Below are 24,953 nucleotides of genomic sequence, written 5' to 3' on the forward strand. Positions count from 1 at the left end.
CGCCTCATTTCACAACTCGAATTGGTCAAGTCTCTCATGTTCGATATGAAGTTCGCAATCGTGCTGCAGGATGATCTTCCCGTCTGGCAGAAACTCAACGTCACCGCCTTCCTGACCAGCGGCATCGTCGCGCAGGGTCCCGACATCATCGGCGAGCCCTACCGCGACCGCGCCGGCAACATCTACAACCCGCTGTCGATCCAGCCGGTCATCGTGCTTTCAGCTGATCGCCCAACACTTGGCGCGATCCATAGGCGGGCTCTGGAGCGCGGTGTCACAACCTCGCTCTACGTCGACGAAATGTTTTCGACCGGCCATGACGTCGCCAACCGCGCCGTCTTTGCGCAATTTGCGCCCGAGGACGCCAAGGTGGTCGGCATCGCGCTGCGTGCCGAAAAGAAGCTCGTCGACAAGATCACCAAAGGCGCCCGCATGCATCCCTGATGCCTCTGGGGCCTAAGCCTGTCCGCAGGTCTTGTTGTGCCAGGCGCTTTTGGCTTGCCGGCTGGCGGCAATTGCCGCAAAGGTGGGTTTCCGCCTACCTTCCGTCCGGCCCGAAATTGAGTGCTCCCCCAAGACATGACGAAAGCGCGACGCCGCCGGCGGCGATCGTCTGCATGCTTTCGGTCTATGTGTGTTTCACCTTTCTCGACACCAGCAGCAAATATCTTGTCCTGGCCGGCGTCTCGGCACTGATCGTCGCCTGGGCGCGCTTCACCGTTCACGTGCTGATTGTCGGGGTCTTTCTGCACGGCTGGCGCGATCCGTCGCGCTTTCGCGCCAACAATCTGCCGGCGCATATATTGCGCGGTCTGTTCCTGTTCGGCTCGACCATACTCAACGTGCTGGCGCTGCGGACACTGCAGCTGGCCGAAACCACCTCGATCTTCTTCTTCGCGCCGATGGTGATCACCGCCCTTGCCGGTCCGCTGCTGGGCGAATGGGCTGGCTGGCGGCGCTGGCTGGCCATCCTGACCGGCTTTGTCGGGGTCCTCATCATCACCCGGCCCGGCGTCGGCGTTTTCGGCATCGGCCACCTCTTTGCGCTCTGTTCGATGCTGTCGAACTGTTTTTACGTCATCATGACGCGCCGCATGTCGGCGAGCGAAACCTCCGAGAGCCTCATCCTGTTTTCGGCGCTGGCGCCCGCCGTGCTGCTTTTGCCTCTGCTGCCGTTTTCGCAGTCGCTGCCGCAGGACGGCTGGCATTGGGTCGTCCTTCTGATGCTTGGCGTGTTCGGCGCCATCGGCCATTGGCTGCTGGTGCAGGCCTATCGCATCGCCACCACCACGGCGCTCGCGCCCTATCCCTATTCGCAAATGGTGTGGATGATTGTTTCCGGCTGGTTCTTCTTCAACCAGTTCCCCGACCGCTGGACGCTTCTAGGCGCCGCAATCATCGTCGCCAGCGGCCTCTACATCGTCCATCGCGAGCACCGGCTGCGTGTGCGCAATCGCGCCGCACTCGACGTCGAGATGGAAGCGCTGGCAAAAAAACTTTGATTTGCACCCGATCGATGGCATAAGGCCGCGTTTAAACTGTTTAAGCCGGTCGGGGAGCCCAGGTCGCTGGCACAAAAAATCAAGCTTTCGACGATCGCGGACGCGCTTGGCGTGTCCACGGCCACCGTCTCGCTAGCGCTGCGCGACAGCCCGCTGGTCGCCGGCACCACGCGCGATCGCATCAAGGAGCATGCGCGGGCCATCGGCTATATCTACAACCGCCGTGCCGCCAGCCTGCGCACCTCGCGCTCGGGCATCGTTGGCGTCGTCGTCCACGACATCATGAACCCGTTCTTTGCCGAGATCCTGCGTTCGATCGAAAGCGAGCTCGACCGCAGCCGGCAGACCTTCATCCTGTCCAACCACTACGACCAGCTCGAAAAGCAGCGCACCTTCATCGACACGCTTCTGCAGCTCGGCGCCGACGGCGTCATCATGTCGCCGGCCATCGGCACGCCGGCTTCCGACATCGTCATGGCCGAGGAAAACGGCCTGCCGGCGGTGTTGATCGCGCGCACGGTCGAAGGCGCGGACGTGCCGGTGTTTCGCGGCGACGATTCCTATGGCACCGGGCTTGCCACCAATCACCTGATCTCGCTCGGCCACAAGCGCATCGCCATGATCGGCGGCACCGATCAGACCTCGACCGGCCGCGACCGCTACCAGGGCTATGTCAACGCCATGGAGGCGGCAGGGCTCGAAGTCAGGCCGTCCTGGCGCATTGCCGGCCCGCGCACCAAGCAGGCCGGTTTCGAGGCGGCTGGACAGTTTTTGGCGCTGAAAGACAGGCCAACCGCCGCCTGCTGCTGGAATGATCTCGTCGCCATCGGGCTTATGAACGGCATCGCCCGCGCTGGCCTGGTGCCGGGTGTCGATATCTCCGTCACCGGCTATGACGATCTCGAGGAGGCTGCGATCGCAACGCCCGCACTGACCACGGTCTGGAACGGCCAGCGTGAGGTCGGCCGTCGCGCCGCCAGTGCGCTGCTCGACAAGCTCAACGGGCAGACGGTGCGGCCGTCGCAGGAACTCATCAAGCCGGAACTGCATGTGCGTCAGTCAACCGGCAAGCCGGTGGAGCGTGCATGACAAAGGCCGACCAATTGCAGACCGTCGCCATCCTGGTGCCGGGGCATTTCAACGACCATGCCGTTGAGCGCATAGACCGCACCTTCAATCGGATCAGGATCGAGCGCGCCGATCCGGCGCTGGTCACCGACGAGATGCGCAGCAAGGTGCGCGGCATCGCCTCCTTCGCTGGCATCGATGCCGTGATGATGGATGCATTGCCCAATCTCGAACTCATCGCCTCGTTCGGTGTCGGCTATGATTCGGTCGATGTCGGCCATGCGGCCGCGAAAAACATCATGGTCACCAACACGCCCGATGTGCTGACCGAGGAGGTTGCCGACACCGCGATCGGACTGCTGATCAACACCATTCGCGACCTGCCGCGCGCCGAAACCTGGCTGCGCGATGGCAGCTGGGTGCGCAACGGCAACTATCCGCTCAGCCGGTTGACCTTGCGTGGTCGGAAGGTCGGCATCTTCGGCATGGGCCGCATCGGGCAAGCCATTGCCCGGCGGCTGGAAGCCTTTGGCTTACCGGTCGCCTATCACAACCGGCGCCAGGTCGTAGGCTTGGCCTACGCCTACCACCCGACGTTGAAGGGCCTCGCCGAAGCGGTCGACACGCTGATTTCCGTGGCGCCCGGCGGCGCTTCGACGGAAAAGGCGGTCAATGCCGAAATCCTGTCGGCGCTCGGCGCCAACGGCGTCTTCGTCAACATCGGCCGTGGCAGCACCGTGGACGAGGCAGCCCTTGCCGTCGCCCTTGCCAACGGCACCATTGCCGCCGCCGGGCTCGATGTCTTTGCCGACGAACCGAACGTGCCCAGGGCGTTGCTCGAAGCGCCCAACACCTCGCTGCTGCCGCATGTCGGTTCGGCCTCGCACCACACGCGCCGCGCCATGGCCGATCTGTGCGTCGACAATCTGGTGTCCTGGTTCAGCGAGCGCCGGCCGGTGACGCCGGTGCCGGAGACGGCTCAGGTCAAGGCACGAGGCTGAGCGGCGGTCTGCCACATTTATTAACGTCGGCTTAACGCTTTGAAATCATTCTGTATCCTGCGCCGGGGGGCGTGGAGTGAAAGATGAGGATTCCGGCATTGATTGCGGCCGCGGCCTTGTTCGCCGGCGTTCAGCTGTTTCATGGCGGCAGCAGTGAAAGTGCCGCCAATGAAGCAAGGCCGACCAGCAACTACAGGCTGGTCGCCAATGGCGACGAAGCGGCTTGCGCCATCTCGCGTGGCGCCGAAGTTTCGGGCGGCTTGTCCTTGTTGACGGTCGCCTCGAATTGCCGCCGTCTGCTGCCGGGCATCGAGCATGCGAAATTCTGGCGCGAACAGAATGACGGCACGGTTGCCTTCAGCGTCAATGGCGTCGATCCGATCGTCACCTTCGGCGTCGCCGACGGCGATGGCTATGAATCCTACGCGCCGGCTTTGCCGCTGCTGTCGCTGGCTGCCACGGACAATTGATTTCGGAAGGCCGACCTATTCGGCGGCTGCGCGCGCGCCGGATTTCGCCGCCGCGTGCAAGCGGACCGCGTCGCCGAAGGCACGGAATATCTTTGCCGAGACGCTGTCCGACTTGACCCAGTATTCGGGGTGCCACTGGACGCCGACGGCGAAGGCGCGGGCGTCCCTCACAGAGACCGCTTCGATCGTGCCGTCCGTCGCCACCGCCTCGACCTGCAGCTTCGGGCCGAGCCGGTCGATCGCCTGGCGGTGCAACGAATTGACCTTGATGTCAGTGGCGCCGAAGACGCCGGCGAGGCAGCTCCCGGGCTTGATCGAAATGGTCTGGTGGATGGCGAAGCGTTCGTCCTGATTGTCGCTCACCGGCGCGCGATGGTCGTGCGAGCCCTCGCGCTCCTGGATCTCGGTGCCCAGCGTGCCGCCCAGCGCCACGTTCAGTTCCTGGATGCCACGGCAGATTGCGAGCAGCGGTACGCCGCGCTCGATCGCCCTGCGAATCAGCGGCAGCGTCGTGGCATCGCGGGCGGGATCGTAGGGGCCGTTGGCATCGCTGGCATCACCGCCATAGAGCGATGGATGCACATTGGATTTCGAACCGGTGACCATGACGCCGTCGACCGACGACAGCAGTTCATCGAAATCGAGTCGGTCGCCGAAGGATGGCACCAAGAGCGGGAACACGCCGGCGCCTGACAGCGCTGCCTCAAGATATTGCTGCGGCGCGGCATGCCATGTGTAATTGTCGAACTGGCGGACGTCGGTCGATATGGCGACGAGCGGCTGATGCATTTTAGATCCGGGTTCCATTTGGTGCGAACAACACTTCTGCCTGCAAAATAGGCGATCTGAAGGCGCTTTTCCATGACAAGTTTCACGCTGTCGCATGGGCCACGGAGCGGGCGTTAGACTATAGTTGCAGTCCCCGCGTGTGCGCTGCGATTATTCCCGAAACGTTGCCGTCAAATCCGGCCGCCGTGCTGGACTCGACCTCTTGCCCGTGTATTGTTTCGCCCCAGGCCGAGCCGGGCTTTCGAGGATTTGCCCGAATGCCGGTCTGTTTGATCCAAACGGGAGGAACTTCATGGATCGTCGTTCATTCATCCGCAAGGCCGGCACGACCGGCGTGGGGGCCGCGGCGGCGGCCGCGACGCTTGCCGCGCCAGCCATCGCCCAATCCAATCCGAAAGTGACGTGGCGCCTTGCGTCGTCGTTCCCGAAATCGCTCGACACGATCTATGGCGGCGCTGAGGTCTTCTCCAAGATGCTGTCGGATGCGACCGACGGCAACTTCCAGGTCCAGGTCTTTGCCGCGGGCGAGCTCGTGCCCGGCCTGCAGGCCGCGGACGCGACCACGGCCGGCACCGTCGAGGCCTGCCACACGGTGGCATACTATTACTGGGGCAAGGACCCGACATGGGCGCTGGGTGCGGCGGTGCCGTTCTCGCTCAACGCGCGCGGCATGAATGCCTGGCACTATCACGGCGGTGGCATCGACCTGTTCAACGAGTTTCTCGCCACGCAGGGGCTTTTCGGCCTGCCCGGCGGCAACACCGGCGTGCAGATGGGCGGCTGGTTCCGCAAGGAGATCAACACCGTCGCCGACCTCTCGGGTCTCAAGATGCGCATCGGCGGCTTTGCCGGCAAAGTTGTCTCGAAGCTCGGCGTCGTGCCGCAGCAGATCGCCGGTGGCGACATCTATCCGGCGCTGGAAAAAGGCACCATCGACGCCGCCGAATGGGTTGGCCCCTATGACGACGAGAAGCTCGGCTTCTACAAGGTCGCGCCCTACTACTACTATCCCGGCTGGTGGGAAGGTGGCCCGACCGTGCATCTGATGTTCAACAAGGCGAAATACGAAGAGCTCTCGCCGGCCTACAAGTCCTTGGTGCGCACCGCCGCCCAGGCGGCCGACGCCAACATGCTGCAGAAATACGACTTCCTCAATCCGGCGGCGGTGAAGCGGTTGGTGGCCGGTGGCGCGAAATTGCGCCCGTTCACCCAGGAGATCATGGCCGCCTGCTTCGAAAAGGCCAACGAGGTCTATGCCGAAATGGAAGCCACCAACGCACCCTTCAAGAAGATCTGGGACTCGATCAAGGGCTTCCGCAAGGAGCACTATCTGTGGGCGCAGGTGGCCGAATACAATTACGACACCTTCATGATGGTCCAGCAGCGCAACGGCAAGCTGTAGGTTTTGGGCTTTGCTGAAAACGACCCCGGGCTTGTCGGCCCGGGGTCTTTTTTGTCAGGCTTAATGCATGTCGCCCAAAAGTGCGCAGCGGTTTTGGGACAACGACATGCATCAAAACAAAGACTTAAAGCGCGTTGCCTGTATCCGCTTCAAGGCGACGCGCTTTAGGAAGCGCTGACCTCAATGAGGAGGCCGCCCGGCGCATGACAATAAAAGGTCGTCGACTTGATGCCGCCGCGCGTCAGCTCCTGGACCTCGCCAGGCTGCAGGCCGGCATCGGCAAGTTCGGCATGCTTGGTGTGCACGCCATCTGCTTTGCCGACGAAGAAGCCGACATGAAACCCGTCGGGATAGGATGCTGCCTCTCCCTTGCCGGGTTTCATCAGGTTAAGGGCAAAGCCGTCGGTCCCCTGTAGAACCGCGAAGGCATCCTTGCCGCGCATGGCGACAAGTTCGAAGCCGAAATGGCTGGTGAAGAAGCCGGCAAGGGCTGCAACTTCTGATGTAACGAGATTTGCGTGGTTCAGTCTCATGGTCGTTCCTGTTCCGGTTTGAGATGCGGACAGGCGTGGCTGCAGACCGTGAAACCGGCGGGGCTGTGACATCAGGAAATCCAGACATGACCCAACCGGCTCGCGGGCTTCGCCTCGCTTGCCGGCCGCGGGTTCTCCCGCAAATCAAGCGGCGAACAAGCCTCCGTTCAAAAACGGAAGAAACCGGACTACCGAACCGGTCATGTCTTTTTCGGCGCCGGTTGAATAGCCGATCGGCGAACCGTCGGCAAGCGTCAGCTCAGGCCTGGCACCACCAGCACCTTGACTTCGCCGGGCCCAGCCGGATTGGCGATCACCGTTACCGCCTCTTCAAGCGTCACCTGCCTGGAGATCAACCTGTCGATCTCGATTGCGCCCGAGGCGATGAGATCGGCAGCCCGGCGGTGGGTGAAGGGATTTACGAAAGAACCTTGAACCTTCAACTCCCGGAACAACAGATCGAAGGGCTCGAACTCTGCCTTCATGCCTTGCGGCATCACACCGACGATAACGATCGTGCCGCCGGCCCTGGCCAGCCGCAGCGACTGCTCGACGGTTTCCCTGACGCCGGCGCATTCGAACACCACATCGACACCGCCCGGCACCAGTCCGGATGGTCCGACGACTGCGTCGATCACATCGGAAGCGTTGGGGTCCACCGTCGCGGTCGCGCCCAATTCCTCGGCAAGGGCGCGCCGCGAGGCCTGGCGCGTCGACAGAATGATGGTCGTCGCCCCTGCCAGCCTGGCGAGTTGCACGGTCAGCAGGCCGATCACGCCGCCGCCAAGCACGACAACCGAGGCGCCGGGCCTGATCTCAGCCAGGTCGACGCCATGCAGGCAGCAGCCAAGCGGCTCGCAAAACGCGCCATGTGTCGGCTTGAGATCGCTCGGCAGAATGAAGGCCTGCGTCTGCGGCATGACGACATACTCGGCAAAGCCGCCATCGCGATGGATGCCGATGGCGCGCAGATTTTTGCACAGATTGACCCGCCCGGCATGACAATGCGTGCATCGCCCGCAGGCGATGTTGGGATTGCCGGTGACCCGGTCGCCAATGGCAAAGCCGGATACTGAACTTCCGACCGTCTCGACGATGCCGGAGAATTCATGTCCCAGCGTGACCGGTGGCGTGCAGGGGAATTCGCCATGGAGAAGATGCCGGTCGGTGCCGCAGACACCGCAGGCCTCGATCCGCACCAGAAGATCGTCGGGGCCGGCAGACGGTTTGTCGACCTCGCGCAGCGCGATGCTGCCAATCGCCTCCAGACGCACCGCTTTCATGACTGCTCACCCATCCGCATCAGTTGAAGTTCGGCGGCTGGGAGAGGTCGGTTGCCGGCGCCGCCGGCTTGGCGGGCGGCGCATCGCCGAAGTTCGGTGGCTGCGACAGGTCGTTGGTCGGAGCTGCCGGTGCAGCGCCGCCATTGGCCGGGGCGCCGCCATCCGCCGGCGCCGTGCCGAGCGGCGACAGACCTGGCATGTCCGGCAGCTGAATTTCGATCGTGCCGGGATCGACCGCCGCGCCCTTGTAGCGCATCACCATCTGCGGGAAGGCGATGGTCAGCCCGATCATGATGACCTGGATGCAGACGAAGGGCACCGCGCCCCAATAGATCTGGCCGGTGGTGACCGGTGCGATCTGCTTGCCGGTGAGGCGATCGAGATAGGGCACGCGGGCAGCGACCGAGCGCAGGTAGAACAGCGCGAAGCCGAAGGGCGGGTGCATGAAAGAGGTCTGCATGTTGACGCCCAGCAGCACGCCGAACCAGATCAGGTCGATGCCGAGCTTGTCGGCGGCCGGCGCCAAGAGCGGCACGATGATGAAGGCAAGCTCGAAGAAGTCGAGGAAGAAGGCGAGGAAGAAGACCAGGATGTTGACCCCGATCAGGAAGCCGACTTCACCGCCCGGCAGCGAGATCAACAGATGCTCGACCCAGATGTGGCCGTTGACGCCGTAGAAGGTGAGCGAAAACACCCGCGCGCCGATCAGGATGAACAGCACGAAGGACGACAGCCGCGTCGTCGAGGTCAGTGCCTGTTTGATCACATCCAGCGACAGCCGCCCCTTTACCGCGGCCATGATCAGCGCGCCGACGGAGCCCATGGCGCCGCCTTCGGTCGGCGTGGCGATGCCGAGGAAGATGGTGCCAAGCACCAGGAAGATCAGCGCCAGCGGCGGGATCAGCACGATGATCACCTGCTGCGCCAGCCTGGACATCATGTTGATGTTCAGGCGCTTGTCGGCGATGGCCACGATGTAGATGAAGATCACGCCGACGCTGGCGCCGAGGATGTCGGCATTGTCGCCATGCGCCGGCACCAGGTAGCGATACGCCGCATAAGAAATCACCACCGCCGCCAGCAGCGCCGCCAGCAGCGAAAGCACACCGTGACCCAGCGTGCGGGCTTCCAGCGGCAAGGCCGGCATCGACTTTGGCCGGACGATCGACATGATCAGGATGTACAGCGCATAGAGGCCGGTCAGCACCAGGCCGGGGATCAACGCGCCCGCATACATGTCGCCGACCGAGCGGCCGAGCTGGTCGGCAAGCACGATCAGCACCAGCGATGGCGGGATGATCTGGGCGAGCGTGCCCGACGCCGCGATGACACCGGCAGCGACACTGCGGTCATAACCGTAGCGCAGCATGATCGGCAATGAGATCAGTCCCATGGCGATGACGGAAGCCGCCACGACGCCGGTGGTCGCGGCCAGCAGCGCGCCGACGAAGATCACGGCATAGGCGAGGCCGCCGCGGATCGGTCCGAACAGCTGGCCGATCGTGTCGAGCAGGTCCTCGGCCATGCCGGAGCGTTCGAGCACGATGCCCATGAAGGTGAAGAACGGAATGGCCAGCAGCGTGTCGTTCGACATCACCCGGCTGCCGTAGAAATTATCCGGCAGCGCATGCAGCAGCGGCCAGGCGAGGTTGATCGATCCGCCCGAGTAGGGCGACAGGAGTACGCCGATGAAGAAGAACATCAGGCCGTTGGCGGCCAGCGAAAAGGCGACGGGGTAGCCGATCAGCAGGAAGATGATCAGCGAGGCGAACATGATCGGCGCCATGTTCTGGGCGATGAACTCCATCATGAGCGCACCTGCCCGGCGAGTGCCTTGGCTTCTTCGGCGAGCGCCTTGGCCTCAAGTTCGGCCTGCTCATGCGCGGATATGAACGGGTTTGGATCGTCCATGTCGCCACGCATGATGGCGATCTTCTTGATGATCTCGGAAATGCCCTGCAGCGCCAGCAGGAAGAAGCCGACCAAAAGGATGGCCTTGGCCGGCCAGATGATCAGCCCGCCGGAATTGTTCGACATCTCGCCGCTACGGAACGACAGCGACACATAGGGAACGAAATAGATCACCATCAGCGTCACGAACGGCATCAGGAAGAAGAGGTGGCCGAGAAGGTCGATCCAGTGCTGCACCCGACGCGAGAACATGCCGTAGACGATGTCGATGCGGATATGGTCGTTCTGCTTCAGCGTGTAGGCGGCGGCCAGCATGAAGGCGGCGCCGAACAGATACCACTGCAGCTCCAGCCAGGCGTTCGACGAGATGTCAAAAACTTTGCGGATGATTGCGTTGGCGGCGCTGACCAGAATTGCGAGCAGGATCAGCCACGACACCCATTTGCCGATGAACTCGTTCATACGGTCGATCGTTCTGGATAGAGCGAGAAGCCCTGCCATGCATTCCTCCCTTATGTCAGAGGCGTGCCGATCCCCCCGCTTTTCCGCCACGCTGCTGTGGCCCAACGGTATGCCGTGCGTGGTTCGGCGGGTCAACATGGAGAGAGCGGGTAAACGCTGTTGTCAGGCCAAACCTGCTGCCTGGCCGCGCGGCATGCAACCAAAGTCTGATACGGTTCAGACGATCTTCTGCTGGTCGCGGCCGGCGCCGATCAGCAACAGCATGGCGACGAGGAACAGATACATCCAGGCATCGCGCCATTCGAGCGGGAAATAGCCGGCCCACAGCGATTCGCCCATGCCGAAGCAAGCAGCGCCAAGGGCGGCCCGCGGCGGCGAGAGATAGCCGCCGACCGCGGTCACGAACAGGATTTTCAACCCGTACACCAGACCGGTGCCGAAGCTGATATTGCCGTAGTAAAGGCCGGCAAGCATTCCGGCCAGTGCCGCGCAGAAACTGCCCGCGAGCACCGCGCCGCGGAACACCGCGCGCACGTCAACCCCGCACATGGCGGCAGCTTTGGGATCGTCGGATACGGCGCGCCAGCGCCGGCCGAAACTCGACCGGGCGAATGCCCAGGCGGCGAACGCAATGATTGCCAGTACGAATGCGCAGTCGAGCACCTGGATGAGCGTCAGTGTCGCCGTGAATGTGGGGCTTTGCGCGAAAATGATGGGTTGGGCCAGCATTGGCGGCAGCCACAGATCATGCGTGTCGGCGGCGATGCGGCTTGCTTCCGACAGCACCAGCAAGATGCCGAGCGTCGTCACCACGATGGCGTTGGGCGTACGGTCGGCCAGCGGTTCGAAGACGCTGCGCGACAGGACATGGCTGATCAGCGCCGCATACAGCAACGCCGAGACGACGCCGAGCGCAACCGATGCGAACAGCGTCAGCCACAGGGTCTGGTAGCCAAAAGCCGCGGTCAAGATCATCGTCTGCCCGCAAAAGGCGAACACCGCGCCATAGGCGAGGTTGGTGCGGTGCAGGATGCCGTTGGTCAGCACATAGCCGAAGGCGAGCAGCGCATAGAGCGCGCCCGAATGCAGCCCGTTCAGAACCTGCTGGAAGAAATAGAGCATGCACGGTCCTCAGAGCATGTCGCCCAAAAGTGCGAGGCGGTTTTGGGACGACGACATGCTCGACAAAAGGTCGCCACAAAGGCACCCAGCCAAGGTTTGCATTGTAGAATCTAACTTGTCAAACGCGATTTATCGGTTAGATTTGTGCCATGACGGTATCCTGGACCCCGCACCGCTTCACCGGCGGCATTCTTGCGCTCGACACGGCGAACACCGTCGTGCTGCGCGACGATCCCCAGAAAACCTTCGACCGTTTCGACAACCCGGCGGAAATCGCTCGTTTTGCCGATGCCGCAAGCGGCTTTCGTGCCGCCGAGCTTGGCGGCAGGCGGCTGGAAGCGCCGTTGCCGGACAAGATCGCACCGGTCGTGCTGTCGATTCGCGAGACGACCGACCGGCTGTTTCGCGGCGCGGTGGCCAAAGGCGTGGTTGCCACCGGCGATCTGCCCGGCTTCCTGGAGGCCTGCGCCGACGGTCTTGCGCGCAGCCGCACCGAAATCGGCGCGCCTGGGCGGCCGTTCGGCGATCCGGCGACGCCGATCGCCTTCGAGGCGGCACTTGCCGTCTCGGCGTTGTCGCTGCTGCGCGACGACACCGTGGCAAGGCTCAGGATCTGTCCCAACTGCAGCTGGCTGTTCGTCGACCGAAGCCGCAATTCCAGCCGGCTTTGGTGCGACATGGCGGTGTGCGGCAACCGTCAGAAGGCAAGTCGACATTATCGCCGCCGGACGGCGGCCAGGGAGGTCTCCGATGCCTAGAAAATATTCGCGTTCGATGGTTCTGGCTGCCGCCTTGTTTGCGGCCGCCGCCCTTGGCGCCTGCCGCGACTCCGGCGAGGATCAGTTGTTTGCCATCTCCGGCAAGCTGTTCGAATTCAACTACCGCCTGGGCATCGCCACCTATGTCATCACCCTCAATCCGCTGCGGCCGATGGGCGAGGGGCAGGTCGCGGTGGTCAGCTTCCAGAACCCGGCCGGTGGCGATCCGATTATCGTCAACCAGAAGATATGGCCGAAACTCGCGCACATAACGCTCACCAGCCCGCCGCTCACCTGCGTGGTCAAGGACAAGCCCTATGCGGTGTCGATCCGCATCGAGGATGCCAGCGGCACCTTGCTGCAGAGCTTCGAGACGACGCTGACATCCTCGCTCGATCAGTCGATCCTGCCCGATCGGCCGCTTGTAGTGGGGCCGGTCTACGAACTCAACAAGGACATGGTCGGCCACGCCGACGGCAAGCTGCCGGGCGAGCCCAAGCCGGATTGTTCGAAGGCCGCCTGACGCGGCCTCTATCTCTTTGTTTTTGCGCAATTCCCTGGGGAAAGCGCTCCGCGCTTTCCCCAGGAAAACCGTTCACACTTTTCCTGGAATTGCTCTGGCCTGCCGCGGCCGGAACTTCCTGCACCGCGAAGCCTGTTGTCGCGTAATTTTCATACGCCGGCCGATGCGCACCGGATCGTTCGTTGCGCATTGCCTGGTATCTTCGATTTTATTTGACCTCCCCGGCAAGGGGAGAAACACTGTGGCGTCCGACTCCGACGTTGGTTGCACGCCTTGGCGTGGCCTCCGCAGAGGAAATGCCTGATGACGCTGCATGATGTCGCGCTCGACGACAAGTTCGATCTTGGCAAGGAGCGCATCTTCCTGTCCGGCGCGCAGGCGGTCATCCGCATGCTTTTGATGCAGCGCGAGCGCGATCGCCGCGCTGGCCTGAACACCGCCGGCTTCGTCTCCGGCTATCGCGGCTCGCCGCTTGGCGGCCTCGACATGCAGCTGTGGAAGGCCAAGAAGCAGCTGGCCCAGTCGGAGATCGTCTTTCAGCCCGGCCTCAACGAAGAGCTCGCCGCGACGGCGTGCTGGGGTTCGCAGCAGACCGAATTGCTGGGCGAAGGCACCCATGACGGCGTGTTTTCCGTCTGGTACGGCAAGGGCCCGGGCGTCGACCGCTCCGGCGATGTGTTCCGCCATGCCAACCTTGCGGGGTCGTCAAAACACGGTGGCGTCCTTGCCCTGATGGGTGACGACCACATGGCCGAATCCTCGACCAATGCGCATGCCACCGAATTCCTGTTCGTCGACACCATGGTGCCGATCCTCAACCCGGCCGGCGTCCAGGAGATCATCGACTACGGCCTCTACGGCTTTGCCATGTCGCGCTTTGCCGGCACCTGGGCGGCGATCAAATGCGTCAAGGACAATGTCGAATCGACGGCTTCCGTCGATGCCTCGCTCGAACGGCTGAACATCGTCGTCCCCGACTTCGACATGCCGCCCGGCGGCCTCAACATCCGCCACGAGATCGACATGCTCGGCCAGGAGGAGCGGCTGCATGAACACAAGCGCGCCGCCGCTTCTGCCTTCATCCATGCCAATAGCCTGAACAGGATCGTCTATTCGGGCGGCCGCAGCCCCAAGCTCGGCATCATCACGCTGGGCAAGAGCTATCTCGACGTCCGCCAGGCGCTGGAAGACATCGGCGTCGACGAAGCGGCGGCCAACCGCATCGGCATCAGGCTGTTCAAGGTCGGCTGTCCGTGGCCGCTCGACCTGCAGCATATCACCGACTTCGCCCGCGGCCTCGACACCATCGTCGTCGTCGAGGAAAAGCGCTCGCTGATCGAAGTGCAGCTGCGCGAAAACCTTTACGGCACCGCCACCCAGCCGGCCATCGTCGGCAAGAAGGACGAGCGCGGCGACTGGCTGTTCCCGGCCAAGGGCGCGCTCGATCCCAACGACATCGCCATCGCGCTCGGCGAGCGGATCCTGAGGACGGTTGGCCCGTCGGAAGAGATCGCCGCGCGGGTGGCGAAACTGCGCCAGTTTCAGGCAATGCTTGCCGACACCTCCGACATTGCCACCCGCACACCCTTCTTCTGCTCCGGCTGCCCGCACAATTCCTCGACCAAGGTGCCGGACGGCTCGCTTGCCGCCGCCGGCATCGGCTGCCACTTCATGGCGCTGTGGATGGACCGCAACACCGTCGGCTTCACCGCCATGGGTGGCGAGGGCGCGCAATGGGTCGGCCAGGCGCCGTTCTCCAAGCGCGACCACATCTTCCAGAATCTCGGTGACGGCACCTACAATCACTCCGGCGCGCTGGCGATCCGCTTCGCGCTGTCGACCGATGCCAACATCACCTACAAGATCCTCTACAACGACGCCGTCGCCATGACCGGCGGCCAGCCGCATGATGGCGGCCTGACCGTCGACATGATCGCCAGGCAGGTGCGCGCCGAAGGTGTCGAGCGCATCGCCATCGTCACCGACGAGCCGGACAAATATGCCGGGAAGGCAGAATTCCCTACCGGCGCCAGCATCCATCACCGCGACGACCTCGACCTCGTCCAGCGCCAGTTGCGTGACGTCAAAGGCATATCGGTGCTGCTCTACGACCAGACTTGTGCTGCCGAAAAGCGCCGCCGCCGCAAGCGCGGCACCTTCCCCGATCCCGACAAGCGCGTCTTCATCAACGAACTCGTCTGCGAGGGCTGCGGCGATTGCGGCGTGCAGTCGAACTGCGTTTCGATCCAGCCGGTCGAGACCGAATTCGGCCGCAAGCGCAAGATCGACCAGTCGAGCTGCAACAAGGATTTTTCCTGCGTCAACGGCTTCTGCCCGTCATTCGTCACTGTCCATGGCGCCAGGATCAGGAAGGCCGAGGGCTTCGCCGGCAGCACCGATCCGCTCGACGGCGTACCGGTTCCCGCCGAATTCCCGCTCGGCGAGCAAGGCTGGGCGGCGATCATCGACGGCGTCGGCGGCACCGGCGTCGTCACCATCGGTGCTGTGCTCGGCATGGCGGCCCATCTCGAAGACAAGGGCTGCGGCATGATCGACATGGCCGGCCTCGCCCAGAAGGGCGGTTCGGTGTTCACCCATGTCCGCATCGCCCGCACGCCCGACGATATCCACGCCATCCGCGTATCGGCGGGCAAGGCCGATCTGGTGCTGGGCTGCGACCTCGTCGTGTCGGGCGCCAAGAAGGTGCTGGCCGCGGTGCGCGAAGGCCACACCATCTTTCTCGCCAACACCGCCGAGATCATGCCCGGCGATTTCACCCGTTCAGCCGATTTCTCGCTGCCGGTCGAGCGGCTGAAAAAAGCGATCCGCACTGCCGCCGGCGACGACAAGGCGCATTTCTTCGACGCCACCCGCACCGCCACCGCGCTGTTCGGCAATTCGCTCGGCGCCAACATGTTCATGCTTGGCTTCGCATTCCAGCATGGCGGGCTGCCGCTGTCGGCAGAAGCGGTCGAAAAGGCGATCGAGCTCAACGGCGAAGCGGTGACGATGAATGTCGCTGCGTTCCGCTGGGGCCGCCGCGCTGCCCATCAGCCGGATTTCGTGCGCGGCCTCATCGCCCAGCCGGGCCAGACCCCGCAGACTGCCGTCCTTGCCGAGACTCTGGACGACATCATTGCCCGCCGCGTCGCCTTCCTGACCGCCTATCAGAACGCCGCCTATGGCAAGCGCTATGCCGACAGATTGGCCGCGCTGCGCCAGGCCGAAGCCAGGGCCATGCCTGGCTCGTCCGCGGTCACCGAGGTGGCGGCAAGAAACCTGTTCAAGCTGATGGCGATCAAGGACGAATACGAGGTGGCGCGGCTTTACACGGATGGCTCCTTCGCCGCTGAACTTGGAAAACAGTTCCAGAGCTACGAAAAACTCGAATTCCATCTCGCGCCGCCGATCATGGGCAGGCGCGGCAATGACGGCAAACCGCGGAAATCGAGCTTCGGCCCGTGGATGATGCAGGGATTTCGCCTGCTGGCCGCGATCAAGGGCCTGCGCGGCACCGCTTTCGACCTGTTCGGCTACAGCGCCGAGCGGCGCATGGAGCGGCAGCTTCTGGCCCAGTATGAGGCCGATCTGGAGCTTGTTGGCGCAGCACTGGCGCCGGGCAAGATTGAGGCCGCGGTCGCGCTCGCCTCGGTGCCGGCGCTCATTCGCGGCTATGGCCATGTCAGGCAAGCCAGTGCCGAAAAGGCGGCGGGCGAGCGCGCCAGGCTTCTCAACCGGCTGAACCAGGCCTTGCCGGAGCCGGCACTTCACGCAGCGGAGTGACCGCGCCAACGCACCAACGAATTGCCGGAAGCCTGATTTTCCGGTCTGTCCTGCCTTTCGCGCCCTGGTCAACCGAGCCCAAGCCGCTGTTCTAAGCCTTTCTTAAGGCGAGTGTGGCATGACAAGGCGCAGCTTTGGGCCGACGGTATGGGCAAAACAAAGACCGAAAACATCCCAGCGGATGTTTATATCCAGTTTGTGCGCTCGTTGTTCGACAACGCGCACATGCTGGTGATTGGCGGCGCGTGCTATTGGATCCTCGGATTCATGATCTACCTGCGCACGCACAATCCACTGTTTATTGGCTTTTCTTTCGTTCTGCTGTCCGTCAGCCTTTTCCGTTACTTCGGCATTCGCAGCTTCCGCAAGGCGGGCGGCACGATAGCCACGGTCGAAGAGGCACAGCAGTGGGAGCGCAACTATATCCTCAAGGGCTCCTTGCAGGGCCTGGGGTTGGGCTCGCTGTGCTTCATATCGATCTATGTCTATCCCGATCCGTTTGCCGAACTGGCCGCGATGTCGCTGACTTTGGCGACCCTGGTTACGGTTGTCGGCCGAAACTACGGATCGCCGCGCATGGTGCGGATTTTCTCCGTGACCTTCATTGGTCCGGCAGCACTTGCACTCTTGCTGCGCATGGATGCTCCCTCGGTTGTCCTCGGCTTGATGATCATCCCGATGACGTTCATCACCATCAACAGCGCCGACCACGTCCGCAACGTGCTTTTCTCGGCGGTCATCGGCCACCAGCAGGCCAGGAAGCTCGCGCACCGGTTCGATCGCGCGCTCAACACCATGTCGCATGGCCTGGTCATGCTTGGCCCCGACGGCAAGGTCATTGTCGCCAACGCCGAAGCCGCGCATCTGATGGCGCTCAAATCGCCCGACGCGCTGCTTGGGCGGTCGATTCACAGCCTGCTGATGCGCGGTGTTGCCGGCGGCATGCTGGCGCCGAAGGATTGCCGTTACGTCGAGGCGCAGCTGACGCGCGCGCTGCGCGAGGGCCGCGACCGCAAGGTTCTGGTCTCCTTTTCCACGGGCCAGCATTACGAGTTTTCGGCCCGCGAAGGCAGCCAGGATCTGGGCGTTATCACGTTTGAGGATGTCACCGCTCGCGTCGAGTCTGAAGAGAAAATCCGCTTCATGGCGCGCTACGACAACCTCACCGGCCTGCCCAACCGCGCCTATTTCCACGAACTGGTCGGCGAGGCGATGGCGTCCGGCGGCCGCGATCGTCTGTGTGGGCTCGCCGTGCTCGATCTTGACGATTTCAAGAGCGTCAACGACACGCTTGGCCATCCTGTCGGCGACGGGCTGATCTACGCCGTCGCCGAGCGGCTGGCCGCCATCGCCGGGCCGAGCATCACCGTCAGCCGTTTCGGCGGCGATGAATTCATGATCTTCTTCGATCGCGTCGAGGACGAAAGCCATCTGACCGGCCTGCTCGACCAGATTTTCGGCGAATTGCAGGGCGAAGTCGATGTCGCCGGCCATGGGCTGCGCATCCAGGCCAGCGCCGGCACGGTGCTGTCCAAGGTCGAGGACACCGATGTCGACGCGATGATCGTCAAGGCCGACCTGGCGCTCTACAAGGCCAAGGAACTCGGCAAGAACAACTGGCGGCTGTTCGAGGCGTCGATGGATGCGGCTTTCCGCAGCCGTCAGCTGATGAAGGCCGACCTGCGCAACGCCGTCGAAGCCAAGGCGCTGCGTGTCGTCTATCAGCCGATCGTGGCAATGAACACGATGCGCATCGCCAGTTGCGAGGCGCTGTGCCGTTGGGACCATCCCGATCTCGGGCCGATCTCGCCCAGCATCTTCATTCCGCTGGCCGAGGAAATGGGCATCATTTCCGAGATCAGCACCTTCGTCCTGCAGGCCGCATGCACCGAATGCGCGAAATGGCCCGACCAGACCAGCGTCTCGGTCAACCTCTCCGCCAGGGATTTCCGCAGTCGCGACGTCATCCAGAAGGTCCGTGATGCGCTGGTCAGCTCCGGGCTCGCTGCCGGCCGCCTGGAGATCGAAGTCACCGAGACGGCGCTGCTCGACGACAAGTCACTGACGCGCCAATACATCGAGGAATTGAAACAGCTTGGCGTGCGCATTGCGCTCGACGATTTCGGCACCGGATATTCGAGCCTGAGCTATCTCCACAAGCTGCCGCTCGACAAGATCAAGATCGACCGCTCGTTCCTGATGGACGTAACCCAGAACCAGCGCTCGCTGGACCTGTTGAAGGGCATCGTCGATCTCACCCGGGTGCTGGGCCTGACTGTCACCGTCGAAGGGGTCGAGACCTTCGAGCAGCTCAAGATTCTGGTGCATTCGGTGAAGCCGGACCTTGTCCAGGGCTTCCTCTTCGGTGCTGCGCTCAGTGCGTCGGGCATCGAGACGATGTCGACCGTCACCTGGCCATTCGCCGCGGACCTGCGTCTCCCCGCCAAACGGGGCAGCCAGCTGGTGTCGTGATCTCGAAGTTCACCTGAAACAGATTTCCAGTATCTTTCGAGACTTAAATTCGCTCCGACCTTGATATCGAACTCATGCGAATTTCAGAATCGGGATGTTGCCCCACCTGATTTTGCCTTTGCACGCTGAAAGGACCTTCCGCGGCTGTTAAGGTTAACGAAAGGTAAATCAACAGTATCTAACTTTCAGCTTGTGTCCCATTTCAACTCGAATAGCCTATCAGCAGGCGGAATTTCGAGGACAGATAATGGATATTGCAACGCAGGATGCTTCTGCTGGGATTCGCACGAGCGGCGGATCGGTGCTGAATCGCTCGATGATGCAACTGCTGGAGCATGTCGAGTACCGTCTCATTACGGGGGGCGAGGATCTGGAGGCAATCTATCGTCTTCGCTATCAATCCTACTTTCGCTCGGGCATGTCCGGCCCGATCGCCAGCGGGATGTTCGAGGACCGCTGGGACAATCTGCCCAATTCCTACCGGTTCGGCGTCTATTTCGATGGCCATTTGGTTAGCACGCTGCGTATCCACTACATCTCTCGCGAGCACCCGTATTCGCCCTCCGTCGATGCCTATCCGGAAATATTGGCTGAGCGGCTTGCCCGCGGCGAGACCTTCATCGACGGAACCCGGTTCGCAACCGACCCCGACAGCGCACCGGCACCCGGCGTGCTGCCGTTCCTGACACTCAGGCTAGGCATGGTCGCCTCCAGCTACTTTGGCCAGACCGCGGTGCTTACGCCGGTCAAGATCGAGCATTCCGCTTTTTATGCCCGCATCTTCAATGCCAAGCAGAGGACCGAGGCCAAGGTATTCCCGGGCGTTCTTGCCCCGATCGCCTTGTTCGAAATCCCCTGCGGCGAAAACCTGCGCCTGACACTCGAACGCTTCCCGTTCTTCAGGTCGACGCCGTTGGAGCAGAGGATGATGTTTGCCAATCCGGCCATCAACAAACTGCAGCCCCTGTCCATCCTGCCAACAGCGAAATATTACCGCGACGCCGCCTGAGGCGCCGAGTTCTGCGAAATGCCTGGAGCTTTCGGGCCGGATCCGCGTTCTGATGGCGGCGGCGCGTTGACGCTCCGCGTCTTCGACGGATTTGTCAAAAGGAACCTGACATGCACATTTCCCAGCTCGCGCTCACCCCGCTGATTTCGCTCATCGCCGGCGTGCTCATCCTGGTGATGCCGCGGCTGCTCAACTACATCGTCGCGCTCTACCTCATCGTCGTCGGCTTGCTCGGGTTGTTCCCGCACCTCGCCGGCTGAGGCGCCGCGCGCCAGGTCCGTCTCCCCACGGCTCGCGGCGCGCCTGCCTCATTGGCGGCTTTCAACTTTCATTTGAGGCTGTTGTCTCCGGCGATGCGGCAATAGCGCCATTGCCCTCGGCGCGGCTTTTCGCTATGTGCCTCAAAGATGTCTTCGAAGGGGAATTCCTATGGCTGATCACACGCCGACCGGTCCTGTCGAACTGGGCGCGAAGATGGACTATGCCGAGCACGACCGCACCTATGCGGGCTTCATCGCGCTCGCCAAATACGGCTCGTTGTTTTGCGGCGCCCTGCTCCTGGCGATGGCTTTCGGCTTCTTTGCGGGCGGCTTCTTCTCGGCGACCATCCTGTTCGCCGTGATCCTGGCCGTCGGCGGCTTTATTCTCCGATAGACTTTTCAGACCCTTCGCCGGGGAGGTCGCCGGACATCCGGACGAAATCTTGCGCAAACAGGTTCCAGCCGAAAGGATCATGCGGTGGGACAGACGGTTTTCATCCCTCGTGAGCTCGACGCCAACGAGCCGCGTGTTGCGGCATCGCCCGATACGGTGAAGCGGCTGGCGGCTCTGGGTCTCGACGTGGTTGTCGAAACCGGAGCCGGCACCAGGTCACGCATTCCCGACGAGGAGTTCGCCAAGGCGGGCGCTTCGATCGGCAAGGCCGGCGATGCCGCCAGGGCCGATGTGGTGCTGAAAGTGCGCCGGCCAGGCGAAGCGGAACTCAAGGCCTACAAACCGGGCACCACGGTCATCGCCATCATGGATCCCTACGGCAATGATGCGGCTGTGGCAGCACTTGCCAAGGCCGGCGTCACCGCCTTCTCGATGGAATTCATGCCGCGCATCACCCGCGCCCAGTCGATGGACGTCTTGTCGTCGCAGGCCAATCTCGCCGGCTACCAGGCGGTGATCGACGGCGCTTCCGAGTATGACCGGGCACTGCCGATGATGATGACCGCAGCCGGCACGGTGCCGGCGGCAAAGGTCTTCATCATGGGTGTCGGTGTCGCCGGACTGCAGGCCATCGCCACGGCAAGGCGGCTAGGTGCTGTCGTCACTGCCACCGATGTGCGCCCCGCCGCCAAGGAACAGGTCGCCTCGCTCGGCGCAAAGTTCCTCGCCGTCGAGGACGAGGAGTTCAAGGCGGCCGAGACGGCGGGTGGCTATGCCAAGGAGATGTCGAAAGAATATCAGGCCAAGCAGGCGGCGCTGACCGCCGAGCACATCGCCAAGCAGGACATCGTCATCACCACGGCGTTGATCCCCGGCCGGCCGGCGCCAAAGCTGGTTTCGGCGGCCATGGTCGCCTCGATGAAGCCGGGCTCGGTGCTGGTCGACCTTGCGGTCGAGCGCGGCGGCAATGTCGAAGGCGCCGTGCCGGGTCAGGTTGTCACCACCGCCAACAACGTCAAGATTGTCGGCCATCTCAACGTACCCGGCCGCGTCGCCGCTTCCGCGTCGCTGCTCTATGCCCGCAACCTTTTCGCCTTCGTCGAAACGCTGGTCGACAAGACTACCAAGACGCTCGCCATCAACCGCGACGACGATCTGGTCAAGGCGACCATGCTGACCGACGGCGGCAAGATCGTGCATCCGGCTTTTGCTAAAGCGGCGGAACAGCCCCATGTCGAGCCGGCCGCAATCCCGGCCAAGACGATGGTTGCCGATGCAGCCGCGCCGAAGAAAGCCGCTTCCAAGAAAGCTGCAGCACCCAAGTCGCCTTCGTCCAAGTCCAAGGGGATCGCGTGATGGACCAGACCTTGCAGAAAGCCCTCGACCAGCTCGATCAGGCCTCCGCCGCCGTCCGGCTTGCGGTGCAGAACCTGGCCACCGCCCCAGGTGGCGCTGATGCCGCGGGCGATGCCGCGCACGCTTTGTCCGGCGGCGCCATCGATCCTTTTGTCTTCCGCTTCGCCATCTTCATCCTGGCGATCTTCGTCGGCTACTATGTCGTCTGGTCAGTGACCCCGGCGCTGCACACGCCGCTGATGGCCGTCACCAACGCCATTTCCTCGGTCATCGTCGTCGGCGCGCTGCTTGCGGTCGGCATCGCCGCCTCCGGTATTGCCGCCGGCTTCGGCTTCGTCGCGCTGATGCTGGTCTCGGTCAACATCTTCGGCGGCTTCCTCGTTACCCAGCGCATGCTGGCCATGTACAAGAAGAAGGACAAGTAGAGCGCCATGAACGCCAACTTCGCGTCCTTCCTCTATCTCGTCTCCGGCGTCCTGTTCATCATGGCGCTGCGCGGCCTGTCGCATCCGACCACCAGCCGCCAGGGCAATCTGTACGGCATGATCGGCATGGGCATCGCCATCGCCACCACGCTGGCACTGGCGGCCCCGTCTGTCCCGTCGGCCGGCCGCTACTGGCTGATCGTCCTCGGCCTCGCCATCGGCGGCTCCATCGGCGCGGTCACCGCGCGGCGCATCGCCATGACCTCGATGCCGCAGCTGGTCGCCGCCTTTCACAGCCTCGTCGGCCTTGCCGCGGTCATGGTGGCGGCCGCCGCGATCTATGCCCCTGAAAGCTTCGGCATCGGCACCGTTGCCGATATCCACGCCCAGGCGTTGATCGAGATGAGCCTTGGCGTTGCCATCGGCGCCATCACCTTCACCGGCTCGGTCATCGCTTTCCTCAAGCTCGACGGCCGCATGTCGGGCAAGCCGATCATGATCGGCGGTCGCCACTTCATCAACGCCGCGCTCGGCATCGCGTTGATCGTGCTGATCATCCTGCTGGTTACCACCGAGTCCAAGCTGGTGTTCTGGCTGATCGTCGCGGCCTCGCTTCTCCTTGGCGTCCTCTTGATCATCCCGATCGGCGGCGCCGACATGCCGGTGGTCGTCTCGATGCTGAACTCCTACTCGGGCTGGGCCGCGGCAGCACTTGGCTTCACGCTCGGCAATCTGGCGCTGATCATCACCGGCGCACTGGTCGGTTCGTCCGGTGCGATCCTGTCCTACATCATGTGCAAGGGCATGAACCGATCGTTCATCTCCGTCATCCTCGGCGGCTTCGGCGGCGAGACGGCGGCCGCTGCCGATGACGGTATCGAGCGCACGGTCAAGCAGGGCTCGGCCGACGATGCAGCCTACCTGATGATGAACGCGCAGAAGGTCATCATCGTGCCCGGCTACGGCATGGCGGTCGCCCAGGCGCAGCATGCGCTGCGCGAAATGGCCGACAAGCTCAAGGCCAATGGCGTCGACGTCAAATACGCCATTCATCCGGTTGCTGGCCGCATGCCCGGCCACATGAACGTGCTGCTGGCCGAAGCCAACGTGCCCTATGACGAAGTGTTCGAGCTCGAGGACATCAACTCGGAATTCGCGCAGGCCGACGTCGCTTACGTCATTGGCGCCAACGACGTCACCAACCCGTCCGCGCGTGACGACAAGTCGTCGCCGATCTACGGCATGCCGATCCTCGACGTCGACAAGGCGCGCACCTGCCTGTTCGTCAAGCGCTCGCTCGGCTCCGGCTATGCCGGCATCGACAACACGCTGTTCTACAAGGACGGCACCATGATGCTGCTCGGCGACGCCAAGAAGATGACCGAAGAGATCGTCAAGGCGATGGATCACTGAGCCGTTTTCCCGCCCCAGCCAACCCTTCGAAACAGAAAAGCCCGGCTGAAGCCGGGCTTTTCGTTTCGGGATGAGAGCCCGCTCAGCGACTGGTCAGTAGGATTGCTTCCTCGTCGTCGCGCTGCCTGCCGCCAAGGGCGGCCGCGGCGCTGGCGATGAAAGCGCCGATGACCAGCGACAGTGCGCCAAGCAGCGCAAACGTCGCGCTGCCTTTCCTGGCGGTGTCGGCAACCTGTTTTGCCTTGACCTTGGCGTCCTCAACCTTGGCAACCAGCGCATCGACCCGTGCCTTGGCATCGGCTTCTGACAGACCGGTGCGGGCAGCCACCAGCTGCGACAGATAGGTCTTGTCGTCGGCCGAAATCTCGTCCGCCGCAGCGCTGGCGATCAGGATGCGCGAGGCCTGGGCCGCGGCATCGCCGTCCGGATTGGCGGTTGCTAGCTTGGTTGCATCGGCCGGACGGAATAGCGAATCCACGAGATAGGATGTCGCATTGTCGGCTCCGCCAGCATTCGCTGAGGCACCTGCTGAAGCACCGAGTGCGGCACCCGAGGCCCCCGTGGACACGGCTTGCACGCCGGTTCCGACCGCCGCCGACAGCGCCGAGCCAAGCACGCCGACGACGAGCAGTGTCGCCAGTGCCCAGGCCAGGAAGCCATGCGCGGTGTCACGGAAATAGACCTCATCCGTGTGGATGCCGACCCATTTGGTGCGCAGCCGGCCGGCGAGATACCCGCCGACTCCTGAGGAAAGCCACTGCACGATGACCAGCCAGATCGCGGTGGAAACCGCGAAGGTGGTGATCGAGGCGCCGGAGCCCGACCAGGGCGAAACCATGCTCAGACCAAGCCCAGAGCCGAGCAGCATCAGGATGAAGGTCAGCGTCGAGGCCGCGAAGGCGCCGGCGATGATCGGTCCCCAGCTGACGGCGGTTGAAGAGGATTCGGTAGAAGCGGAAACATCGACAGCCGATAGGGTGGACTGCATCGAGGCCACCTATCGCACGAAAAGCATGA

23 protein-coding genes are annotated in these 24,953 nt (G+C 63.1%); 16 read left to right on the forward strand and 7 right to left on the reverse strand.

Translation table 11 applies throughout. The features are described 5' to 3' along the window. Positions 1–36: 36 nt before the first annotated feature. The 5 genes from AC1DVW_RS06625 to AC1DVW_RS06645 all read left to right on the forward strand — a co-directional run bounded on the left by AC1DVW_RS06625 (position 37) and on the right by AC1DVW_RS06645 (position 4,041). Entirely contained in the window at positions 37–444 is a 408-nt protein-coding gene (locus AC1DVW_RS06625) for a DUF2000 family protein (protein ID WP_477241024.1), read from the forward strand. A gap of 173 nt (positions 445–617) precedes the next feature. Continuing rightward, positions 618–1,502: a DMT family transporter gene (locus AC1DVW_RS06630; protein WP_477321987.1), complete on the forward strand. Its 885-nt coding sequence runs from the start codon at positions 618–620 to the stop codon at positions 1,500–1,502. Between the two features lie 66 nt (positions 1,503–1,568). After that, the gene (locus AC1DVW_RS06635; RefSeq protein ID WP_127259551.1) at positions 1,569–2,591 is read left to right on the forward strand and encodes a LacI family DNA-binding transcriptional regulator; all 1,023 of its coding nucleotides are present in this window, start codon (positions 1,569–1,571) and stop codon (positions 2,589–2,591) included. Next, the gene (locus AC1DVW_RS06640) at positions 2,588–3,571 is read left to right on the forward strand and encodes a 2-hydroxyacid dehydrogenase (protein WP_477321989.1); all 984 of its coding nucleotides are present in this window, start codon (positions 2,588–2,590) and stop codon (positions 3,569–3,571) included. Before AC1DVW_RS06635 ends, AC1DVW_RS06640 begins: the two co-directional genes overlap by 4 nt. Before the next feature lie 83 nt (positions 3,572–3,654). Next, a complete protein-coding gene (locus AC1DVW_RS06645) occupies positions 3,655–4,041 on the forward strand; it encodes a hypothetical protein (protein WP_477321990.1) in 387 nt (128 codons plus the stop codon). Positions 4,042–4,056: 15 nt separating this feature from the next. Here AC1DVW_RS06645 and AC1DVW_RS06650 read toward each other — a convergent pair whose 3' ends face one another. Continuing rightward, positions 4,057–4,830: a gamma-glutamyl-gamma-aminobutyrate hydrolase family protein gene (locus AC1DVW_RS06650; RefSeq protein WP_477321992.1), complete on the reverse strand. Its 774-nt coding sequence runs from the start codon at positions 4,828–4,830 to the stop codon at positions 4,057–4,059. 292 nt (positions 4,831–5,122) lie between these two features. Here AC1DVW_RS06650 and AC1DVW_RS06655 point away from each other — a divergent pair, with 292 nt between their 5' ends. Continuing rightward, positions 5,123–6,232, forward strand: coding sequence for a TRAP transporter substrate-binding protein (locus tag AC1DVW_RS06655; RefSeq protein ID WP_477321994.1), 1,110 nt, complete (start codon positions 5,123–5,125; stop codon positions 6,230–6,232). 164 nt (positions 6,233–6,396) lie between these two features. On the opposite strand, the gene AC1DVW_RS06660 is transcribed toward AC1DVW_RS06655, so the two are convergent. From AC1DVW_RS06660 to AC1DVW_RS06680, 5 genes are all read right to left on the reverse strand, one after another. Beyond that, positions 6,397–6,765 carry a VOC family protein gene (locus AC1DVW_RS06660; RefSeq protein WP_477275813.1) on the reverse strand — a complete coding sequence of 123 codons (369 nt, stop codon included), beginning with the start codon at positions 6,763–6,765 and terminating at the stop codon, positions 6,397–6,399. A 254-nt stretch (positions 6,766–7,019) separates the two neighbouring features. Next, positions 7,020–8,048: a zinc-dependent alcohol dehydrogenase family protein gene (locus tag AC1DVW_RS06665; RefSeq protein ID WP_477321996.1), complete on the reverse strand. Its 1,029-nt coding sequence runs from the start codon at positions 8,046–8,048 to the stop codon at positions 7,020–7,022. A 19-nt stretch (positions 8,049–8,067) separates the two neighbouring features. Next, the gene (locus AC1DVW_RS06670) at positions 8,068–9,858 is read right to left on the reverse strand and encodes a TRAP transporter large permease (RefSeq protein WP_477275809.1); all 1,791 of its coding nucleotides are present in this window, start codon (positions 9,856–9,858) and stop codon (positions 8,068–8,070) included. Beyond that, a complete protein-coding gene (locus tag AC1DVW_RS06675; RefSeq protein ID WP_477241042.1) occupies positions 9,855–10,460 on the reverse strand; it encodes a TRAP transporter small permease subunit in 606 nt (201 codons plus the stop codon). Before AC1DVW_RS06675 ends, AC1DVW_RS06670 begins: the two co-directional genes overlap by 4 nt. A gap of 177 nt (positions 10,461–10,637) precedes the next feature. Next, complete coding sequence (locus AC1DVW_RS06680; protein WP_477241044.1) at positions 10,638–11,543, reverse strand: branched-chain amino acid ABC transporter permease; 906 nt, start codon at positions 11,541–11,543, stop codon at positions 10,638–10,640. Between the two features lie 149 nt (positions 11,544–11,692). Here AC1DVW_RS06680 and AC1DVW_RS06685 point away from each other — a divergent pair, with 149 nt between their 5' ends. The 10 genes from AC1DVW_RS06685 to AC1DVW_RS06730 all read left to right on the forward strand — a co-directional run bounded on the left by AC1DVW_RS06685 (position 11,693) and on the right by AC1DVW_RS06730 (position 23,936). After that, entirely contained in the window at positions 11,693–12,301 is a 609-nt protein-coding gene (locus AC1DVW_RS06685; RefSeq protein ID WP_477241046.1) for a CGNR zinc finger domain-containing protein, read from the forward strand. Then, positions 12,294–12,824 (forward strand): hypothetical protein, encoded by a 531-nt coding sequence (locus AC1DVW_RS06690; protein WP_477241048.1) that lies wholly within the window; start codon positions 12,294–12,296, stop codon positions 12,822–12,824. Before AC1DVW_RS06685 ends, AC1DVW_RS06690 begins: the two co-directional genes overlap by 8 nt. Positions 12,825–13,127: 303 nt before the next feature. Continuing rightward, positions 13,128–16,607, forward strand: a complete 3,480-nt coding sequence (locus AC1DVW_RS06695) for an indolepyruvate ferredoxin oxidoreductase family protein (RefSeq protein ID WP_477321998.1) — start codon at positions 13,128–13,130, stop codon at positions 16,605–16,607. Between the two features lie 147 nt (positions 16,608–16,754). Continuing rightward, positions 16,755–19,079 (forward strand): putative bifunctional diguanylate cyclase/phosphodiesterase, encoded by a 2,325-nt coding sequence (locus AC1DVW_RS06700; protein WP_477241052.1) that lies wholly within the window; start codon positions 16,755–16,757, stop codon positions 19,077–19,079. Positions 19,080–19,395: 316 nt separating this feature from the next. Further along, positions 19,396–20,088, forward strand: a complete 693-nt coding sequence (locus AC1DVW_RS06705; RefSeq protein WP_477322000.1) for an N-acyl amino acid synthase FeeM domain-containing protein — start codon at positions 19,396–19,398, stop codon at positions 20,086–20,088. 110 nt (positions 20,089–20,198) lie between these two features. Then, positions 20,199–20,348, forward strand: coding sequence for a DUF3096 domain-containing protein (locus AC1DVW_RS06710; RefSeq protein ID WP_080680904.1), 150 nt, complete (start codon positions 20,199–20,201; stop codon positions 20,346–20,348). A 169-nt stretch (positions 20,349–20,517) separates the two neighbouring features. Continuing rightward, positions 20,518–20,742, forward strand: coding sequence for an aa3-type cytochrome c oxidase subunit IV (locus tag AC1DVW_RS06715; protein ID WP_477241056.1), 225 nt, complete (start codon positions 20,518–20,520; stop codon positions 20,740–20,742). 84 nt (positions 20,743–20,826) lie between these two features. Next, positions 20,827–22,098, forward strand: a complete 1,272-nt coding sequence (locus AC1DVW_RS06720; RefSeq protein ID WP_477322002.1) for a Re/Si-specific NAD(P)(+) transhydrogenase subunit alpha — start codon at positions 20,827–20,829, stop codon at positions 22,096–22,098. Then, complete coding sequence (locus AC1DVW_RS06725) at positions 22,098–22,523, forward strand: NAD(P) transhydrogenase subunit alpha part 2 (RefSeq protein WP_477241060.1); 426 nt, start codon at positions 22,098–22,100, stop codon at positions 22,521–22,523. Before AC1DVW_RS06720 ends, AC1DVW_RS06725 begins: the two co-directional genes overlap by 1 nt. A gap of 6 nt (positions 22,524–22,529) precedes the next feature. After that, positions 22,530–23,936 carry an NAD(P)(+) transhydrogenase (Re/Si-specific) subunit beta gene (locus AC1DVW_RS06730; RefSeq protein ID WP_477241062.1) on the forward strand — a complete coding sequence of 469 codons (1,407 nt, stop codon included), beginning with the start codon at positions 22,530–22,532 and terminating at the stop codon, positions 23,934–23,936. Between the two features lie 82 nt (positions 23,937–24,018). Here the strand turns inward: AC1DVW_RS06730 and AC1DVW_RS06735 are convergent, their stop codons facing one another. Continuing rightward, complete coding sequence (locus tag AC1DVW_RS06735) at positions 24,019–24,924, reverse strand: hypothetical protein (protein ID WP_477241064.1); 906 nt, start codon at positions 24,922–24,924, stop codon at positions 24,019–24,021. Between the last annotated feature and the right edge of the window lie 29 nt (positions 24,925–24,953).

The sequence above is a fragment of the Mesorhizobium sp. P3_B5 genome, from assembly GCF_056402815.1.

Excerpts from the sequence above, each read along its gene's own strand:
- AC1DVW_RS06695 (WP_477321998.1), top strand. The coding sequence starts at position 13,128 with ATGACGCTGCATGATGTCGCGCTCGACGACAAGTTCGATCTTGGCAAG.
- AC1DVW_RS06630 (WP_477321987.1), top strand. The coding sequence starts at position 618 with ATGCTTTCGGTCTATGTGTGTTTCACCTTTCTCGACACCAGCAGCAAA.
- AC1DVW_RS06650 (WP_477321992.1), bottom strand. The coding sequence starts at position 4,830 with ATGCATCAGCCGCTCGTCGCCATATCGACCGACGTCCGCCAGTTCGAC.
- AC1DVW_RS06655 (WP_477321994.1), top strand. The coding sequence starts at position 5,123 with ATGGATCGTCGTTCATTCATCCGCAAGGCCGGCACGACCGGCGTGGGG.
- AC1DVW_RS06710 (WP_080680904.1), top strand. The coding sequence starts at position 20,199 with ATGCACATTTCCCAGCTCGCGCTCACCCCGCTGATTTCGCTCATCGCC.
- AC1DVW_RS06735 (WP_477241064.1), bottom strand. The coding sequence starts at position 24,924 with ATGCAGTCCACCCTATCGGCTGTCGATGTTTCCGCTTCTACCGAATCC.
- AC1DVW_RS06625 (WP_477241024.1), top strand. The coding sequence starts at position 37 with ATGTTCGATATGAAGTTCGCAATCGTGCTGCAGGATGATCTTCCCGTC.
- AC1DVW_RS06700 (WP_477241052.1), top strand. The coding sequence starts at position 16,755 with ATGGGCAAAACAAAGACCGAAAACATCCCAGCGGATGTTTATATCCAG.
- AC1DVW_RS06685 (WP_477241046.1), top strand. The coding sequence starts at position 11,693 with ATGACGGTATCCTGGACCCCGCACCGCTTCACCGGCGGCATTCTTGCG.
- AC1DVW_RS06725 (WP_477241060.1), top strand. The coding sequence starts at position 22,098 with ATGGACCAGACCTTGCAGAAAGCCCTCGACCAGCTCGATCAGGCCTCC.
- AC1DVW_RS06730 (WP_477241062.1), top strand. The coding sequence starts at position 22,530 with ATGAACGCCAACTTCGCGTCCTTCCTCTATCTCGTCTCCGGCGTCCTG.
- AC1DVW_RS06670 (WP_477275809.1), bottom strand. The coding sequence starts at position 9,858 with ATGATGGAGTTCATCGCCCAGAACATGGCGCCGATCATGTTCGCCTCG.
- AC1DVW_RS06660 (WP_477275813.1), bottom strand. The coding sequence starts at position 6,765 with ATGAGACTGAACCACGCAAATCTCGTTACATCAGAAGTTGCAGCCCTT.
- AC1DVW_RS06690 (WP_477241048.1), top strand. The coding sequence starts at position 12,294 with ATGCCTAGAAAATATTCGCGTTCGATGGTTCTGGCTGCCGCCTTGTTT.
- AC1DVW_RS06675 (WP_477241042.1), bottom strand. The coding sequence starts at position 10,460 with ATGGCAGGGCTTCTCGCTCTATCCAGAACGATCGACCGTATGAACGAG.
- AC1DVW_RS06705 (WP_477322000.1), top strand. The coding sequence starts at position 19,396 with ATGATGCAACTGCTGGAGCATGTCGAGTACCGTCTCATTACGGGGGGC.
- AC1DVW_RS06640 (WP_477321989.1), top strand. The coding sequence starts at position 2,588 with ATGACAAAGGCCGACCAATTGCAGACCGTCGCCATCCTGGTGCCGGGG.
- AC1DVW_RS06665 (WP_477321996.1), bottom strand. The coding sequence starts at position 8,048 with ATGAAAGCGGTGCGTCTGGAGGCGATTGGCAGCATCGCGCTGCGCGAG.
- AC1DVW_RS06680 (WP_477241044.1), bottom strand. The coding sequence starts at position 11,543 with ATGCTCTATTTCTTCCAGCAGGTTCTGAACGGGCTGCATTCGGGCGCG.
- AC1DVW_RS06715 (WP_477241056.1), top strand. The coding sequence starts at position 20,518 with ATGGCTGATCACACGCCGACCGGTCCTGTCGAACTGGGCGCGAAGATG.
- AC1DVW_RS06645 (WP_477321990.1), top strand. The coding sequence starts at position 3,655 with ATGAGGATTCCGGCATTGATTGCGGCCGCGGCCTTGTTCGCCGGCGTT.